Below are 17,135 nucleotides of genomic sequence, written 5' to 3'. Positions count from 1 at the left end.
AAATATTCGACTTTTCCTGCTCCTTTTTTCAAAGAAGTCACCGGCTCGTTCTCCATCTTTAATACGCCAACCTAAAACGGAAGCACATGACCGCAAACCAATTTACCTGAGAATAGTGCTGTGTAGATCATGGGGCTGAAATCAAAAAAGGTGAACAGACATGGCATCGCCAATCTGCTCACCTTCTTTTGACTTGTCTTCTCTTGTGGTTTCAGAGGAACTTACTACAGGGTTTGAAAATGCCTGAATTAATAGGACATATTTTTTCCCCTGGCTTTCCAATACTCTATAATGGGTGGATAAGGGCCGTATTTATGCTGGAAGGTTGAAAACGTATCGGCAAATGGTCCCCTGTCGTAATCAATTGCCTTTTCCTCACTATTGGGGTATTGAAATTCTTCAACTTTTGGACGTTGATGAATGGCGTCGTCATTTACAAAAGCGGCGATATCCAGCGCTTGCGCAGATGTGAGTACAGGTTTAAGCTGGGTTGCAGAATCATGCGGCATATTGGCCACCAGCCATTGTGCCATTTTGATTACACGGTGCATGCTTGAACCCGGTTGATAAGATTTAAGTCCCCAAAGCGGTGGGTAGATGTAATCCACATTATCGGGGCGCATCACTCCTTCTCCGTTTTGGCCATGACATCTTGCACAATGGGCATAGTATAGTTGTTTGCCTCTTGCAGAAGACGCGGCGGAATCAGGGAAAACAATATCCACGTTTTTCACGCCGGGTGTATTCATCGCTACTTGCGAAGAATCGCTGATCCATTTAAGGTATGACATGAATGCAATCATTTCCTTACTGTCCAACGGTAAAGGCTTACCAAGGTGCGGATGCATAATGCAATTGTTGATACGCTCTGCAAGTGTCAAAACTTTGCCCTCCCTTGCACGGTATGTGGGATACCTTCTAAAACTTGTTTGCAGGTTGAATGAATAAGGTTTGGTACCGCCATCCTGGTGGCAGTTGGTACAATTCATTTTATTGTTGGTGTAATGACCGTTTGTACCATCAGGGCCAATCAATTGTGAGGTATGCAGCATCAAACTCCGTCCATACCTGATCGCATCGCCGTATTTCCCTTCGGGAATCTTGGCTGAGTCGAGATAAAACGAATTGCCGGAGTTTATAGGCGTTGGTTCGTCAATCCCCTTTCCTGCTTCGCTGTTGTTGCAGGAAACAAAGTTTATTCCAATAATGGCAAGCAGGAAACATCCGGTTATAACATGAATTAATTTCATACTTATTTTTTTATTTGTAGCTATAAAGGCAGGCTATCTATAAACTCTGCCCGGTACGGGATAAAACCGGTGATTACATTCCATAAATTTTTCCCTGTATTGTCCAGCAACGTAACAGCATGGGCTTGTGAACTGCAAACCAAAAGACTTGCATCGTCTACCCGATAGACACTTCCCATTCTTTCGCTGTAAAGATTCATTGGCAACTCGATGGACAAGGCTGTATTCGCTTTACGACCGGGTTCATCTAAGGTGTATGCCAATACTCTTGAACGTTTTTTATTAGTGCCATTTTCAAACAACATCAATTCGCCGTTTGCGGTCCGGTGCACTGCGTGCGATTCGTAAAACATAGGTTCTTGTTTAGGAAAACTGAAGTCACCGCCGCGACCAATTTTCCACATCAGCTTTCCGCTTTTTGCATTGATCTTCCATACCTGGCCCGATTGATAAAATGACAACAGGTAGTTACCATCTGTGTCTACACTTAATCCGTTGGCATGAAGCCAGTCAGTCTTGTTTTTCAGTATATCCGGATCGGCAGCAGGGTCCACCACGTCAAAAACTGACCAACTCCAGATCCTATTCCCCATTGCGTCCAATATCAGAATTCCATCGCCAGTTACTGTATCCGCTTTTGCACCACCCACGCGGCTCAGATCAAATAGTTTTTTTTCCAGTGTGAGCGTCACCAACTGATGCGCATCATTGTAGAACACTTCGTGGTGAATGGTTTTATCGAATCCCTTTTCTCCTTTTTTTAAATGAAATATTGTATCGCCGGCAAGTGAAATCTCCAGAATTTCATCGCCATAACTGGTAGGATAAGACAGAGGTGCGACAATAGATAAGATGGTTGATTCTTTTGTGTAGTGCGCTACTTTAAATCCTGCATCTCTGATGGTGTGGTACCAAACAATCTTGCCCCGGGCATCTAAAATATACACCTGCCCCGGAAGGTCACGGCGAGCAATAACCGAAAAACCTTTTGCAAACCGCTCCGGTAATGTTTGCTGTATTTCGCCAGGCATTACCATCTCCTGGATAGCCATGGGCATTTCTTTTGTGTCGAATGATCTAACATCACTTACGTTGCTTTCGCAGTTGCCATTCTTTGCCACCACTTCGTATTCGTATGCCTTGGCGGGCCTCAGGTACAACAAAGAAAAAACATGTTCTTTCTTGCCTGAAGAAACAGGTGTAGAAAAAACTTTTGTTTTATTTTCTTTTTCCCAGTACCGGATAAAAAGATCTGCATTCTCTTTACAAGCAACACTGATTTTTTGCGCCAATACATTGCCGGCCGGAGACTTTTCGTTAACAGAAATAAGTTCGGCTCCGCAGTCCGGTCTGCAGCCAGTCAGCGCTACAATAAGAATAAAAGTTACTGCAGGCAGAGCCTGCAGTAACCGGAAGAAATCTTTCTTCACTATTTCCATAAAGAGTTTTGGCTAAGTTTATTATTCGTTTGTAATTCCGCCGCCGGTATTGGAAAAATGTAATGCTTGTTTTCAATTCTTTGAGCGCCCTGCTTAAGATTTGAAGACATGTAAGTTTTCAACGCAGTGGCATCAGGATACCATCTTTTCAAATCGTTCCACCTGTTCTGCTCAAAATACATTTCAAGTAGTTTCTGGTGCTGGATTTCCGTCATCATGTCTGCCGCAGCAGGAAAGTCTGCGGCTGTTTTAGCTAACAACCCGGCCCTTACTCTTATTCTGTTGATTCCTTTTAATGCCTCGGCCGGATGGTTGTTCAATAATGCAGCCTCCGCATGAAGCAAAAGCACTTCGGCAAAACGCATTACCTCCACATTAGCGGTAGAGGGAGCTGCTGCCCAATAATTATCACCGTCATTTGCGTTGCGCCATGCAGTGGTAAATTTTTTATTTAGAAACTTACCTTCAGGAAACGTTTTATAAATAGGCTCAAATCTATCAATGCTGGTGGATACTGCAGCCCACAGGTCATCAAATGTTTGACTGTCGTACCAGGTTGTATTGGTCTCCCCAAAATCAGAATACTTCCACATCAGCGAAGCATACATTCGTTTATCAAACTTTGTATCGGAGCCTGCGGGTCTTGGTTCTTTTTTAAACTCCTTTACCACAAATTGTGACGGAATATACTTGAACCATCCTCCACTGGCAGGGCTGCCGGTAAGTTGCGGGCGATAGTTGTACATAGCGTTACCACCGCTTTCTTCGTTCCACGGACTATACTGGCTATTAAATGGCCCGTATACCCATTCTAAAACAGATTCCTTGTTGAATTCATTTTTGTCGGTAAAATTATCTTCATAGTTGCCAATAAGATCGTAATCGAAAGGTGCCGTTAAAAGCTTTGCCAATGTTGTTTCTGCATTTCCGTAGTCTTTGATATACAAATACGCTTTGCCAAGAAATGCAGTAGCGGCTCCGCGTGTAGCCCTGCCTTTGTCTCCTGCTGCTCTTGTAACCGGCAGGTCTGTTGCTGATTCTGACAAATCTTTTATCGCTTGCTGGTAAATATCAGCAACCGGCGAACTTGGAACAAAAGCATCACTTGAAGACTGGGCAACGCTTATTTTCAGCGGTACGTCGCCATAATTGGATGCCAAAATGAAATAACTCAAGCCGCGCAAAAATTTTGCTTCTGCAACATAACCCTTCGTTAACGTTGCATCGAGGTTTGCTTTAGCTGCATTCTCAATAACCAGATTAGCACGATAAATGCAACTATATAGTTTGGCAAATATGTCCTGTGTATCTCCATTTTTTGCGTCGTTAATAAAATTAGCTACCTGGATGGTTGAAGGCTCTCCGCCGGGAATTGTCAGCACATCATCTCCCAACGCGTTGATGTCCTGGTAGCCTCTGAAAGCGCCCCAGTAACCGCTTAGAGGCAATCGCATTGGACTGTAAACGGAAGCAACCGCAGATTTTATATCAGCTTCTGTTTTCCAAAAATTATCTTCGGTAAGCTGGTTAGGGTTGCTGGTTTCCAAAAAACTTTTTTTGCATCCTATTACAACTACTGCAATTATCGCGATGGCAATAAATGACAGCTTAAAAATCTTGTTCATTATGTGAAGTTTAATGATGTTAATATTTAAAAAGATACGGTGAGGCCTGCCATGATAGCTCTTTGAATGGGATAGCCACCCCAGTCATTTCCTCTGCTTAGCGGGTTGCCTCCATTGCCAAGATCTGGATTGAAACCGCTGTATTTTGTAATGGTAAACAGGTTCTCTGCAGACAGATAGAATCTTGCACGCTCTATACCCAATTTGTTTTTGGTAAAAACAGTAGGCAAAGTGTAACCAAGCTCAAGGCGTTTTAACCGGATGTAAGAACCATTTTCAAGCCACCTGTCGCTGTTCTGCCTCGCATTCAGGTTAGGGTCAGCCAAAATAAAGCGAGGATAGTTGGAATTATTGTTGGTAGTGGTCCATGCGTCTAAAGCGTTGCTGGAAAAGTTTGTGTATTCATTCATTTTCTCCATCCAGTAACGTGGCCCGTTATATATCTTATTGCCAAAGACTCCCTGCAACAATACATTGATATCAAAATTTTTCCAGGATGCATTTCCACTAAGCCCTGTTTCAAAAGTAGGAATCGGAGAGCCGACATATTGCTGATCGTTGTTATCAATTATACCATCATGGTTGTAATCTTCAAACTTGAGATCGCCTGGTTGCGCATTCGGTTGTACCTTATTGCCATGCTGGTCAACATATGAATCCACTTCCTTTTGCGTTTTGAAAGTGCCCAGGTTTTTAATGAGGAAAAAACTACCAAGGGGTGACCCGACAATCCCGCGTTGTATATCTCCAAATTGCTGGTTGCCGCTTCCAATTGTTACTGCTACCATTTTATTTTTCATGGCAGACATGTTCCATCCGATGTTGTAGGACCAATCTTTTTTTCGCTCGCCGTAATTAATGCTTAACTCAATACCGCTGTTGTCGATATTACCGGCATTTACAGGAGGAGCACCATTAACACCTGTACTTAAAGGAATAGGCACGCTTAGCAATACACCTTCTGAGCGTTTTTTGAACCAATCAAAAACAACGGTCAGCCTGCTATCCAACAGGTTTGCATCAAAGCCAATATTTGTTGTATTTGATTTTTCCCAGGTAAGGTCTTTGGGTGATTGTGCGCCACTTGGAATGTTTCCTATAACCATTCCTCCATCTGTAAGGAAATTTAAATTGCTGGTTAAAAGCGCCTGCGTGGTATACAAAGAAATGCGATCGTTTCCAAGTGTACCAATGCCTCCGCGGATCTTGAGGAAGTCAATGACGTTTGACAGTGATGATTGTTTAAAAAATGTTTCATTGTTCACATCCCATGCAGCAGAAATACCATAAAACAATCCTTTGTTGTAAGCAGGGTCAAATATAGATGAGGCATCCTGGCGTATGGACGCATATACCGAATATCGATTATCATAAGCGTAAGTAACCCTTCCAAATTGTGAAGTTCTGGTGCTGGAACTGGTGGAACCATAAGGCTTGTCCCACGAAGTAGCAGCTGATATTCCGTACAAACCTAAAGCCGGATAATAGGCACTAACGCCAAAACCATTTGAACTATCCTTTTGCGCAGAGTACCCTGCCATTGCTGACAAATGGTGTACGCCAAAAGTTTTATCATAGCTAAGAATATTTTCTACCAGCCATTGAGTGGTCAAATAAGACCCCATGCCAGTTTGCGGATTCTTTATGGTTGTACTGCCATCAGAATATGGAAATTGATAGTTGTTTTGATAACTCCGGTTAGAAGAATAGCCAACGTTTAACCTGTACTTCAACTGATCGACGAGTCGGATTTCGGTGAACGCGTCAAGAATAACATTTGCATTATTGCTATGATTATTGGTTGAATTCAGGAAGGCAACAATATTTGTCAGGTTTTTCAATGCTGGCGGGCGCATACCCCAGCCACCATTGGTATTTGTGGGATCATAAACAGGAACGGTAGGAGAAGCTATCAGTGATGTAATGATCGTGCTATGTGTCTGGTCAGCACTGCCACCCGCATAGTCCCTGCCCCCTATTCTGCTATATATAAATGTTTCTCCAACTTTCACGCGTCCTTTTTCATAAACAGACTTAATGCGAAAATTGGCATTCTCGTTATTTGAGCAGATAACAGCGCCTGTCTGTTTTATGTAACTGCCCGACAAGCTATACAAAAAATGTTCGGAGCCTCCGGTCAAATCAATATTCGCTTTATAAGTTGGGGCAGTAGTAAAAATTTCATTCTGCCAGTTGGTGTTTACACCATTAGCAGGCGGGTATGCACCACCGTTATCATTAAATATTTTAACGACCTGGTCACTGTTCAATACTGAAATTCTTTTAGGGATGCTGTTTCGTCCATACACACCATTGAATTGGATTCTGGGAGTTGTATTTTTTCGTCCCGTTTTGGTGGTAACCATTATTACACCACCTGCAGCTCTCGCGCCGTAAATGTTCGCAGCCGAAGCGTCCTTAAGAATATCAATACTCTGGATATCCGAAGGATTCAACCCGTCAAGACTACCGAATGGAATACCATCTATAACTACGAGGGGATTATTGTTTCCCAATGTACCTGAACCTCTAATGGTAATGGACAAGCCAGCTCCCGGGGCGCCGCCGTTTGACTCCACGGATACGCCGGCTACACGACCCTGTAATGCAGAAGTTAAGTTGTTAGACGCGTTCACGCTTAACTCATTCACTTTTACCGAAGCAACGGCTCCGGACACTTCTTTTCGCTTTTGTGTTCCGTAGCCTACGACCACGATTTCCTCTGTCTTGTTATCGAGCAGTTTGAGTGATACAGTTACGGCAGATTTACCGGAAGGACGCGTTTCTACCGATTCATAACCAACAAATGAAATAACCAGCACTGCGCCATTGTCTGGAATTTCGAGGGAAAAATTTCCCAGGTCATCGGTAGCAGTACCCTTATCTGTTCCTTTTATTTTTACGGATGCTTTTGATAGAGGCTTGCCGTTTTCATCGGTTACAGTGCCGGTTACTTTTACAGGGGGCACTACTATTTTTTCAATACCGGAAACCGTAACGGGCCTGGGTTTAACCACCACTGTTTTTTCCACAATGTCATAACTCAGCGGCTGGTTTTTGAAGCAGGAGTTCAGCGCATCGGCCAACCCTGCATCTTTTAATTTAATGGTCACCCTTCCGGTCTGTTCCATCATTTCATCTGTATAAAGAAATTCATAACCCGTTTGCTTTTTGATTTCTCTAAACAGTTTTTCGAGGCGGGCATTTCTTTCCGAAAGAGTTACCCTCTGAGAATACCCGGCAGCGCCGGCTGTGAGGCAGAATGAAGTTAAGAAGATGGCAATCAGTTTCATGATCCGCAGTGTTTTGGATAAAATCTCCTTTAATGCAGGAGCATAATCAATCGTTAAATGCATAACTTTGTTTCGTTCCGGTTACCCCGGAACAGGTTTGGTTGAATAAAAAGCAGTCTTTAGCGAGACCTGTATAATTAATTGATCCAGACTATTGCAGGACCCCGCCCCCGGGGTCTTGTTTTTTTGGATCGTCTTAATTTAAATTTCTCAGGGCATTACAATGATTCGTTTACCCTCTATGCGAAACCGTATAGCCCCTGTTGATTCCAGCATTTCAAACACTTTGGAAACTTCCACATCTCTTGAAATTCCTCCTCGGAAATGTTGTTCAGCAGGCTTTCCTTCATAAACAATTTCCACGTCGTACCAGCGAGACAACTGCCGCATCACCTCTTCTACATCCGCACCTGCAAACTGGAAAAAACCTTCTTTCCATGCCATTACTTCTTCCTCATCGATATCATCCACCACTCTTATAATGGACGATACTTGAGCCTGCTCTCCCGGCTTCAATAATTTGCTTTCGTTATTCTTTCTAATCCGTACCGAGCCCTCCAGCAGCGTTATTTTTGCTTCCGGTTCATCCTCGTAACTATTTACATTAAAATGAGTGCCGAGCACTTCGATAGTAGTGTGATTGGTCTGTACAAGAAATGGCCTTTTTTTCCCTTCGGCCAACAAGGAAGTAACTTCAAAATATACTTCACCTGACACGGAAACTTTTCTATCGTTATCAATAAAGCTAACGGGATAAGTAAGCGAAGAGCCGGCATTGAGCCATGCGCGGGTTCCGTCAGAAAGTACGATGGTGGCCACTTTGCTTCCCTTCGGATTTGACAGCGTATTGTAACGGGTTTCTTTTAACGCTTCACCATTTCCTGCCTGGTAAATGACTTCACCTGTTGCGAGCTTCATGAGCTTCACATCATCCTCCAGTGCCAGTTGTCCTTTGTTGATACTGTCTAAAAATACTTTGTCGCCATTGGCGAGAGTGATCATTGCACGGCTGTTTTTTGGCGCACTTACATCCGTTGCGGGAAGATGTTTGCGGCTGATAGATTGCGCTTCCTGTTTATTGTTTTTTGGTATGAATAGGTAACCAATGCCAACTATTGAAATAATGCCAATTGCTGCTGCGGCAATTCTCCACCATTTTTTGCGGGCTGCCATTTGCACGACCGGCGTTTCCCGTGGTTGAATTCCGGCTTTCTGATGAATTTGCTGCAATAATTTTTGAGCATGTTGCAGATCGGTAGGCTGTTCCTTGAAAAGGTTGGATAAATAATCTTCCTGGAAATATTGTTGAAGCTCAGCCGGCGATTTTAACCGGAGCAATTCCAGGAACCACTCACACTCTTCGGGTGTCCATTGGTTTTTGTTGAATAACTCCTGAAGCCTGGTGTTGATATTTTCCAAAATAAAATTTTCCTAAAAACACCGGCCCTGCTAAAAAGGGTGGTTCTGTTGTAACTTTTTTTAGAAAAAACAATTTTCAAACACGAAAGCAAGCGCCAACGCTGTGATTTTTTGATTTTGCGGACGCTGATGATGAACGTAGGAAAGGATCGATTCCTTGGAGCGGACAAGATGTTCCTTAACGGTGTTTTTGGAAATAGAAAGTTCGGTAGCAGCCTCATCATAACTCTTACCCTCAAACCGGCAAAGCTCAAACACCCTGCGACGCTGAGGTGGCAATTGCGCAATGGCTTCCTCCAACAATTGCAATTGCATTTCCTGGGAACTGTTTTCCAAAGGCCAGTCACGGGAAATGTCAACTATTTTTGCAGTTTTTTGTCGTAACCGTTCTGCAGACAGATTGCGCAAATAATTCAGAGAACGGTTATAGCTGGTAACAAAAAGCCAACCGCCGATCTTTTCGTATGATGAGAATTTTTCTCTCTTTTGCCATAAACTGATAAAAACTTCCTGCAGAATGTCATCTGCCACTGTTTCGTCTCTTACAATTTTCAGGATGTTCAACCGTACAGGTTCGTAATAGCGGTAGTAGAGCTTATCAAACGCAGACGACGATCCTTGCGCCAGCTCCTGTAAAAGCAGGGGTTCAATATGACAATCTTCTCTGTTCAAATCCCGCAAGTTGTTATTTTAGTTTGGTTACTCTCAAATAAAAATAGAAAATATTTCTACACGCCACACATTCTTCGTTGGCTGTTCAACAGCGAGAACAAAGGTATGCATACTATAACGTGTATCAATACTGTAATGCCTAACTCATGCAATCGATTGATATCATTTACGATTTTCTATAACAAGGCAAGATCAAAAAATAGAAGATAAAAAACCACCTTTATTTTATCTATTTATTACGATTTTTCACCACTAACTTTTTGTGTATCTTCAAATGTTGCACATGGTAAGTTTACGGCAATTTGCCAAACACTCCTTTCCCCTTTTGAGTTGTATCGATGGAATTGTCCTTATCTTAACCTCCCAAAATCATCCTTAAAAGATGAATTCCGGCGTGCATGCCCATATGTCCAAAAGTATGCAGCGCTTCATTCATTTGCTTCTTTTCTTGTTCCTTTCTTATCAGTTCATTAGAGTAATGTTCCTGGGTTTTCTTATTATTTATTCTCATTTCCCGTTCAATTTTTTCCCATTCAGCTTTTTGTTCATTCTCCATTTTGCTTCTTTCTTCGACAATCTCTTTTTTCAACTCTGCTGTCAGAATTCTTGTTTTCTCTTCATTGTTAGCAATCATTTCATAGAGGTTTACGGCCTCTTCAATATTATATCCTTCGGAGTGAATTCGTTTTATTATTTTACCCCGAAATATTTTTGACTTCAATTCATCCAGTACTGTCGTATACTGAGCTTCTATGAACACCTTTTCAGCATGTGTCAGATGACTAAATTTGTTTTCCATCTTTGATTTTTAAAGTTGAAAAAAGGAATTATGCGGTGGTGATTTTCAGATCGCACTAAAGAACATTAATGTGGAGGCAGAGGAGATGCATAGTTATGTGTGATAAGGGACGGAGTTAATTAAAGATACAAAAGGTTTTGTTTATCCTATCTATTTTAGGATATACTTACGGACTTGTTGTATGGGCATCTCCTATCAAATTACATCCTAATCTAAAAAATACTTTGTACAAAATCCTCGTCACTTCCAATTCTATATAGATCTGGTTCACAATGGTGTCCTGAGAGGCTAAATATTTTTTATAACAACAGCTATTGGAATATTGAATAAAACCTTATCTTAAAGAAATAATTCCTCCCCTTCGGATAACTTACGCGAGAACCCTCTCCACATTTATTTACAAGCCTAAACCGTTCCATCATGAACTTTTTTGATCTGCCGATCATACAGATCGCCTTATCCATTATTGTCAGCTGGGCGCTCTTTGCCATTTTTCTGGGCCTCATACAGGAAGCTGTTGCGCAAGTCCTTGCTGAGCGGGGACGCTTCATGAAAACTTATTTACTGAAGCAATTATGGGATGAAGCAAATAATATTAACTGGGCCAGCCTCATTTATATGCATGGCTCTGTTGATCTGCTCTCCAGGGCATACAACAAACCCACCAATGATATTGAGCCTAAACTTTTCGCTAAAACTTTTATAGAAGTACTGGGGAGTTCACATGCTGCGCAAATGAATCTTATACCTCAAGTCTATCAAAACAAAGTACTCAACGATTTCAAGAGTGCAGTAACAACGCTCGAGCGAAGTGACGTGGTAACCTTCCTACGAATGGCAATGAATAATGCCGAATTAAATGACTCGTCCGCAAAACCATCTAACAATGAATCTGTGGTATATGACAACCTGGTAAAGCAGATTGTTGATTGGTATAATGAGTTTCAAGAGCGCCTGAGTCTGTGGTATAAAAAACGCATGCGGCAGCGGTTGTTTATTTTCGGATTAATCGCTGCATTGATTTTGAATGTAGACAGTATACAGCTTTTTAATTTTTACAGAATTCATCCGGAATCGCGAGAGGCCGTTCAGCGGTATTATCAAAATTACGTTGCAGATTCCGCGCAATCATTATTAAAGGCACCTCCCAAACAAGTGGCGCAAAGCCTGGACAGTCTTGCCAAAGCAGTCGAACTTCCTGTGGGTTATGACTATAGCGTTTTTAAACAACATCCTGCAACGAAATGCTGGTTCTTTTGGAAACTGCTGGGCATTGTGATATCCGGCTTTGCTGTTTCCTTTGGCGCGCCATTTTGGTTTGATGTTTTGAAAAAAGCCTATTCCACTAAACCAAAAATCCCTTCAAATGCAGTACTATAACGTTCATACGCATTCGTTCACCATGAACAATGCGCCGAAAGATTTTCTTCAATTGTACCTGCCAAAGGCCGTTGCCAACCTGGTTGATAAAATTACTGATGTTCAGGCAGGCTCCTGGCTAATTCAAAAAATACTTGAAAACGTTGGTGGTAACGGCGGTAAACGTTATGCCTCTTTTCTCAAAATTGGCAAAAGCAGAAATCAACTTGAAGTATTTCGACAATTAAAAGACCAATACAAGGATACCTCTTTCAAATTTGTTGCTTTAACAATGGAAATGGAGCAATGCGGAGCGGGCAAATCATCCTCAGGTTATGAAGGGCAACTCGAAGAAATTATTAGTGTAAAAAAACAGTTTCCCGACAACCTGTTGCTTTTTCTTGGCATTGATCCCCGATGGAAAAGCAACGGATTTGAACTAAGAGATACTGTGATCAAATATTTTGAACAGAAAATTGATGTGGGCAACAACAGAACGGTTTATCCATTTGTAGGATTAAAGATGTACCCGAGCATGGGTTTCTATCCGTTTGACGAAAAACTAAAACCAACCTTCGCCTGGGCAGCAGAGAACAATGTTCCGGTACTTAGTCATTGTAACTTTTTGGGAGGAATATATAACAATGATGCAGGTTTCATTAATACCATTATTAAATCGAACGACCCGTACAATGGCAATGCAATGTATCCGCCGAACGGAGTCACTTATAGTGACCAGAAGAAATTTGGCAGATGGATTATGGGTAGGCAAAAATCAAGAAATAATCTTAATCGTTGCTCCTATTTTATGGAGCCCTACGCCTTTTATACACTGATGGATTATTTCAAAAAAAACGGCACACCTTTAAAATTGTGTCTCGCTCATTTTGGTGGCGGAAACCAAATCAATGCAATTCTTAAACCCGAAAAAGCTGATGAAGAAGATTTAAGACCTTATGGGGCAAAAAATGAAAATTGGTATACTCAAATTAAAAGCATGATGACAGAATTCCCCAGCCTCTATACTGACATTTCATATGCCCTGGCTGATGAAACAATTCACGATCAAATGATAGCAGATATACAAAACCCTTCCTATGCAGGTCGGGTTATGTTTGGCACCGACTACTTCCTGACTGAACGGGAAGGACCAGAAATGGGCACCTATGAAAAATTCAGGCATGATGCGAGTGTAAGTGGAAATGCATGGGATATCGCAGCGCACTACAGCATCGAGAAATTTCTTGGCGGGTCAAAATATTTCCAACCTACACCATAGGAAAGGATCACAGTAAACAGAAATCTTTTTCAAATAAACAACTTAAGAAATCTTAAACTTTATCCATATGCCATACTTTGATTTTCATCTCCACGCTACGTTGAAGACGTTGTTTTCACAAGACAGTTCCAAAACTAGTCCATGGGACAAATTTGATGTTAAGGCTATTCCCTGGGTGCTTAAATGGTGCAGCGAATTTGAATATATACTTACATCGCAGTCTAATTTGACTCAGCTCATCAAAAACAATTGCAACCTTGTTTGCGTAGCAGCCTATGCCCCTGAAAGGGCAATAACTGCAGATCCTTTTCTTAATAAGCAGGCCAAGGGAACATTGAGTCGTTATCTTAATCCAAACCAATTGGACTTTTTAAATGGCGTCAATGGCGCCAATCCTAATCCGTATCAGGTGGTTAAAGAAGATATCCTGAAAGTGTTGTTGGATCCAGCACGCTTCAATGTACAGGATAAGAAAGTTGTTGTGTTGCAAAAGGGCGTGGCTTACAATCAGGACGACCATACAACACTATATGTTGTCTTTACTGTAGAAGGCGCCCATACCCTTGCAAATTCATATGAGAAAAACAAAGTGTTCGCAAATGATGTCATAGATAATTTAAATGACTTTACCAGTGTGTTAAATTTTCCTGTGATTTCAGTAAACCTTACTCACATGGAACAATACCCGTTTGCCAATCACGCATATGGAATACTGTTTGTGAGCAATGATGCATTCAAGCCGCAAGGAAAAGAAATTACGCCTGAAGGTATTAAGATCGTTACAGCTTGCTACAAGAAAAATGTGATGATTGACTTAAAACATATGAGTGTTGGAGCAAGACGATTTTTGATCGAACAACTTAGAACGTCACCTGATTTCGCTGCAATTAATCAGCCATTGATTTGCACACACGCCGGATTTACAGGTCTCTCCTTTAAAGACATTCCTGATTATCTAGAATACAAAGAAGAGAATAATACCGGGTATGGTTACGTTCTATGGTACAAACCAAAAGTGTACCAGTCAACAACGTGGACTTCATTTAACCCAAGCAGCATCAACTTGTACGACGAAGAAATTCTTGCAATTTTGCAGTCGGGTGGAATGATTGGTATTTCTCTCGACAAAAGAATACTGGGATTTACAGAAGCAATAGATCGTGCTGATGCTTTAATGGATCTTTCATACGAAGAAGAATATATATCAAAGCAGGAGAAACAATACTTCCTTACTAAAGGTACTACGGGACAAAAAATGACTGAAGACTATTGTATTACCAACCAGGAAATATTGGAAGGAGGAACCGTTAATCCTGATGCTTCATTTTATCACCTCTGTCATTTCATGTCACACATTCTACATCTGATTAAAGTGGCAACAAACGGAGGTTATGATCCTGTTAAGGCGCTTACACAAGTATGCATCGGTTCTGATTTTGATGGCCTGATCAATCCCATTTGGTGCTGCCCGACAGTTGAAAGCATGGACAGCTTTAAAAAGTTTTTTATTGATCAGTTCCCCTTTTTCGCCAGAGCCAATAAAGACATTGTAGCGTTGCCTACTGGTTTTGACGTGCGCGACTTTGCGAATAAACTCTTTTTTGAAAACGGCAGAGACTTCGTGATGAAACGTCTTGCGCTTTTGTTTCCGTAAAATATTACTGGGCCTGTTTCGTGACATTCCACACGAGCATTCTATTTTAAAAAGTAATAGTCTCAAAACTAAGAATATGGTTTTGAAAAAACTGAATAATATTCAGGATGGGACCAATTGGAATTCAAGTCATATCCCTACCAACAAAATATTTTGCAATGATCAAATCAATTAACCTAAAAAATCAAATCTAATGACAGACAAAGAAAAAATTGATGTATTAATAGAAAACTATAAGATAGTTAGCGGTGAAAGCAAAAGTTATCTCACAGAAATGATTCGTTGTTTTCTATATTCTGCGGTAGTACTAGCTATAGCATTCGGGTATGGTGATCATATTGAAGGACTGATTAAATATATGCCGTTAGCTCTTCTTGGTTTGGTAACCTACTTCTTCTCTCTGGGGTTCATGTATATCAATGCTTCAAGATACAAGGCTCAAATAGAAAAGAAAATAAATGTCGTTGCCTCTGATGATTTGTTCGGTTTTGAGTCGATATATAAACCTGATTTGTTGAAAACAGGCATGCTCCCAATTTCTACCAAAAAGAAAAATTACCGCATCCTGCCTGTACCAAACTTTTTTCTAGTTGTGGCGCTCATCGTGGTCTTTCTTTACTTGATATGGTACACAAAACAATTCTGGTTATATATTATCCTATCGTTCGTTTTTGCACTTGTTGCCCTTTACGTGTTTCTTTTAATACCAAGAATAATTGAACGGTATCAAAAAGCAAAGAATTGGATTTAGATCATAAGAATACAAGTTCTTAAATGCGCATTTTCAAAAAAATCCCAACATCAAATTATCAATGCAAAATCTTAAATTATGCCTAATCTAGAAAAAATCTATTACGTAAACCTTGGCAAAAACGGCACTTTCAAGCCGTCCGGTAATGAGCAAACCGACACTACTGCCACCGATCTCGATTCAATAATAGACCATCTCCGCGCGACAGATCAGAAAAAAATCGTCCTCTATTTTCACGGTGGGTTAGTGAGCGCTGCATCCGGATTGAATACCGCAGAACGAATTACAGGCTATGTAACAGACAACACAGCCGCACACCCCGTTAGCTTTGTTTGGGAAACGGGTTTGTTTGAAACGATCAAGCAAAATTTTGATACCATTTATCAATCGGAATTCTTTAAAAAACTTCTCGTAAAAATTATCAAGGTTGCCGGAAGGCAATTAGGGATTGACGTAAATCTATTAGGCGTAGCCAGTAAAGGGATAAGCAGTTTTACAGAAGCAGAAATAGAAATGGAACTGAAAAAAGTGGCACCATTTGAGAACTACCAGGTAAATGAAGGTAAAAAATCAGTGAGTGTAAATTTGGCAGAAGCGGGTCCAAAATCAGATGAGGTAATCGAGGAGCAACTAAAACCGGAAGTGACCGCAGAAATGGAAGAGGAAATTGCAGACGATCCGGAGTTGATAGCGCTGGCGCAAGCTGAGAAACCGGATGAGGAAGCAAAGTTGATGGGAAAGGACAACATTCACATGATGGGCGACGGGGCAACTGCCAAAGGAATAGTGAACCCCATAACCTTGATAGTTTCTGCAGTAAAAATTACAGTAAAAGTTATAAGACGACACATTAAGCACAGGAACCACGGCTTCTATCCCACCATTATTGAAGAAATTCTGAGAGAATTCTACATCGCAGATATTGGCTCGTGGCTTTGGAGCAACATGCAGGAGAAGGCAAAGAATATGTGGACACAGGATGATTTTTCCGGAGAAGCGGAGAACTGGTATGTAGGCACTTATTTGCTGAATAAACTGAAAGAGTATCAGGATGAAGTCGGCGAATTGACAATAGACCTCATAGGGCATTCAGCCGGATCCATTGCAATCGCCGAAATGCTTGTGGCAGCAAAGAGTCAATTTCCATCTCTCAAATTCCGGGACATTACTTACATGGCCCCTGCCGTAAGATGCGATCTTTTTGCCTCAAATGTTTTGAAAAATCAGGATAGGTTTAAACGGCTGCGGTATTTCACAATGGAGGATGCTGTTGAAACAAAGGATCATTTGGTGCCGGTGTTATATCCCTGGTCGTTGCTTTATTTTATTTCTGGTCTGCTCGAAAATAAAGGAAAGGACTATGATGCGCCGCTATTGGGCCTGCAACGCCATACAGTCGGCAACCCACCATACGACCTGGAAGATTTGGAGCCAATTGTTGATTATCTGCGTGTTGCAGATACGGCAATCTATTCTGTGACGCAGGAACCGGGCCACGATGGTTTCAGGTCAACGTCGCGCAAACACGGCGATTTCGACAATGACGAAAAGACGTTGTTAAGTATAATGTATTTTATCAATCAACCATAGCATTT

12 protein-coding genes are annotated in these 17,135 nt (G+C 41.4%); 5 read left to right on the top strand and 7 right to left on the bottom strand.

Annotated elements, in window-relative coordinates:
• Positions 1-248: 248 nt before the first annotated feature.
• The 7 genes from KTO63_RS25315 to KTO63_RS25285 form a co-directional block, all read right to left on the bottom strand.
• Positions 249-1,250: a c-type cytochrome gene (locus tag KTO63_RS25315; protein WP_217794955.1), complete on the bottom strand. Its 1,002-nt coding sequence runs from the start codon at positions 1,248-1,250 to the stop codon at positions 249-251.
• 20 nt (positions 1,251-1,270) lie between these two features.
• Positions 1,271-2,689 (bottom strand): aryl-sulfate sulfotransferase, encoded by a 1,419-nt coding sequence (locus tag KTO63_RS25310; RefSeq protein ID WP_217794953.1) that lies wholly within the window; start codon positions 2,687-2,689, stop codon positions 1,271-1,273.
• Positions 2,680-4,314: a RagB/SusD family nutrient uptake outer membrane protein gene (locus KTO63_RS25305; RefSeq protein WP_217794951.1), complete on the bottom strand. Its 1,635-nt coding sequence runs from the start codon at positions 4,312-4,314 to the stop codon at positions 2,680-2,682. Before KTO63_RS25305 ends, KTO63_RS25310 begins: the two co-directional genes overlap by 10 nt.
• Before the next feature lie 26 nt (positions 4,315-4,340).
• On the bottom strand, positions 4,341-7,607 hold the full coding sequence (locus tag KTO63_RS25300) for a TonB-dependent receptor (protein WP_217794949.1): 3,267 nt from the start codon (positions 7,605-7,607) through the stop codon (positions 4,341-4,343).
• A 210-nt stretch (positions 7,608-7,817) separates the two neighbouring features.
• Positions 7,818-9,026, bottom strand: a complete 1,209-nt coding sequence (locus tag KTO63_RS25295) for a FecR family protein (protein WP_217794947.1) — start codon at positions 9,024-9,026, stop codon at positions 7,818-7,820.
• Between the two features lie 60 nt (positions 9,027-9,086).
• Positions 9,087-9,698, bottom strand: coding sequence for an RNA polymerase sigma factor (locus KTO63_RS25290; RefSeq protein WP_217794945.1), 612 nt, complete (start codon positions 9,696-9,698; stop codon positions 9,087-9,089).
• Between the two features lie 355 nt (positions 9,699-10,053).
• A complete protein-coding gene (locus tag KTO63_RS25285; RefSeq protein WP_217794943.1) occupies positions 10,054-10,497 on the bottom strand; it encodes a hypothetical protein in 444 nt (147 codons plus the stop codon).
• Positions 10,498-10,917: 420 nt separating this feature from the next.
• Here KTO63_RS25285 and KTO63_RS25280 point away from each other — a divergent pair, with 420 nt between their 5' ends.
• From KTO63_RS25280 to KTO63_RS25260, 5 genes are all read left to right on the top strand, one after another.
• Positions 10,918-11,877 (top strand): hypothetical protein, encoded by a 960-nt coding sequence (locus tag KTO63_RS25280; RefSeq protein ID WP_217794941.1) that lies wholly within the window; start codon positions 10,918-10,920, stop codon positions 11,875-11,877.
• Positions 11,864-13,135 (top strand): amidohydrolase family protein, encoded by a 1,272-nt coding sequence (locus tag KTO63_RS25275; RefSeq protein ID WP_217794939.1) that lies wholly within the window; start codon positions 11,864-11,866, stop codon positions 13,133-13,135. The genes KTO63_RS25280 and KTO63_RS25275 overlap by 14 nt, the downstream gene beginning before the upstream one ends.
• A 67-nt stretch (positions 13,136-13,202) precedes the next feature.
• Complete coding sequence (locus tag KTO63_RS25270; protein ID WP_217794937.1) at positions 13,203-14,789, top strand: amidohydrolase family protein; 1,587 nt, start codon at positions 13,203-13,205, stop codon at positions 14,787-14,789.
• 193 nt (positions 14,790-14,982) lie between these two features.
• The gene (locus KTO63_RS25265) at positions 14,983-15,540 is read left to right on the top strand and encodes a hypothetical protein (RefSeq protein ID WP_217794935.1); all 558 of its coding nucleotides are present in this window, start codon (positions 14,983-14,985) and stop codon (positions 15,538-15,540) included.
• A 78-nt stretch (positions 15,541-15,618) separates the two neighbouring features.
• Positions 15,619-17,130: a hypothetical protein gene (locus KTO63_RS25260; RefSeq protein WP_217794933.1), complete on the top strand. Its 1,512-nt coding sequence runs from the start codon at positions 15,619-15,621 to the stop codon at positions 17,128-17,130.
• Positions 17,131-17,135 lie beyond the last annotated feature (5 nt).

It is taken from the genome of Pinibacter aurantiacus, assembly GCF_019130065.1.
GTDB classification, from domain to species: Bacteria; Bacteroidota; Bacteroidia; order Chitinophagales; family Chitinophagaceae; genus Pinibacter; species Pinibacter aurantiacus.
The sequence above is the reverse complement of the archived record's forward strand: the minus strand, read 5'-3'. Positions and strand labels throughout refer to the sequence as shown.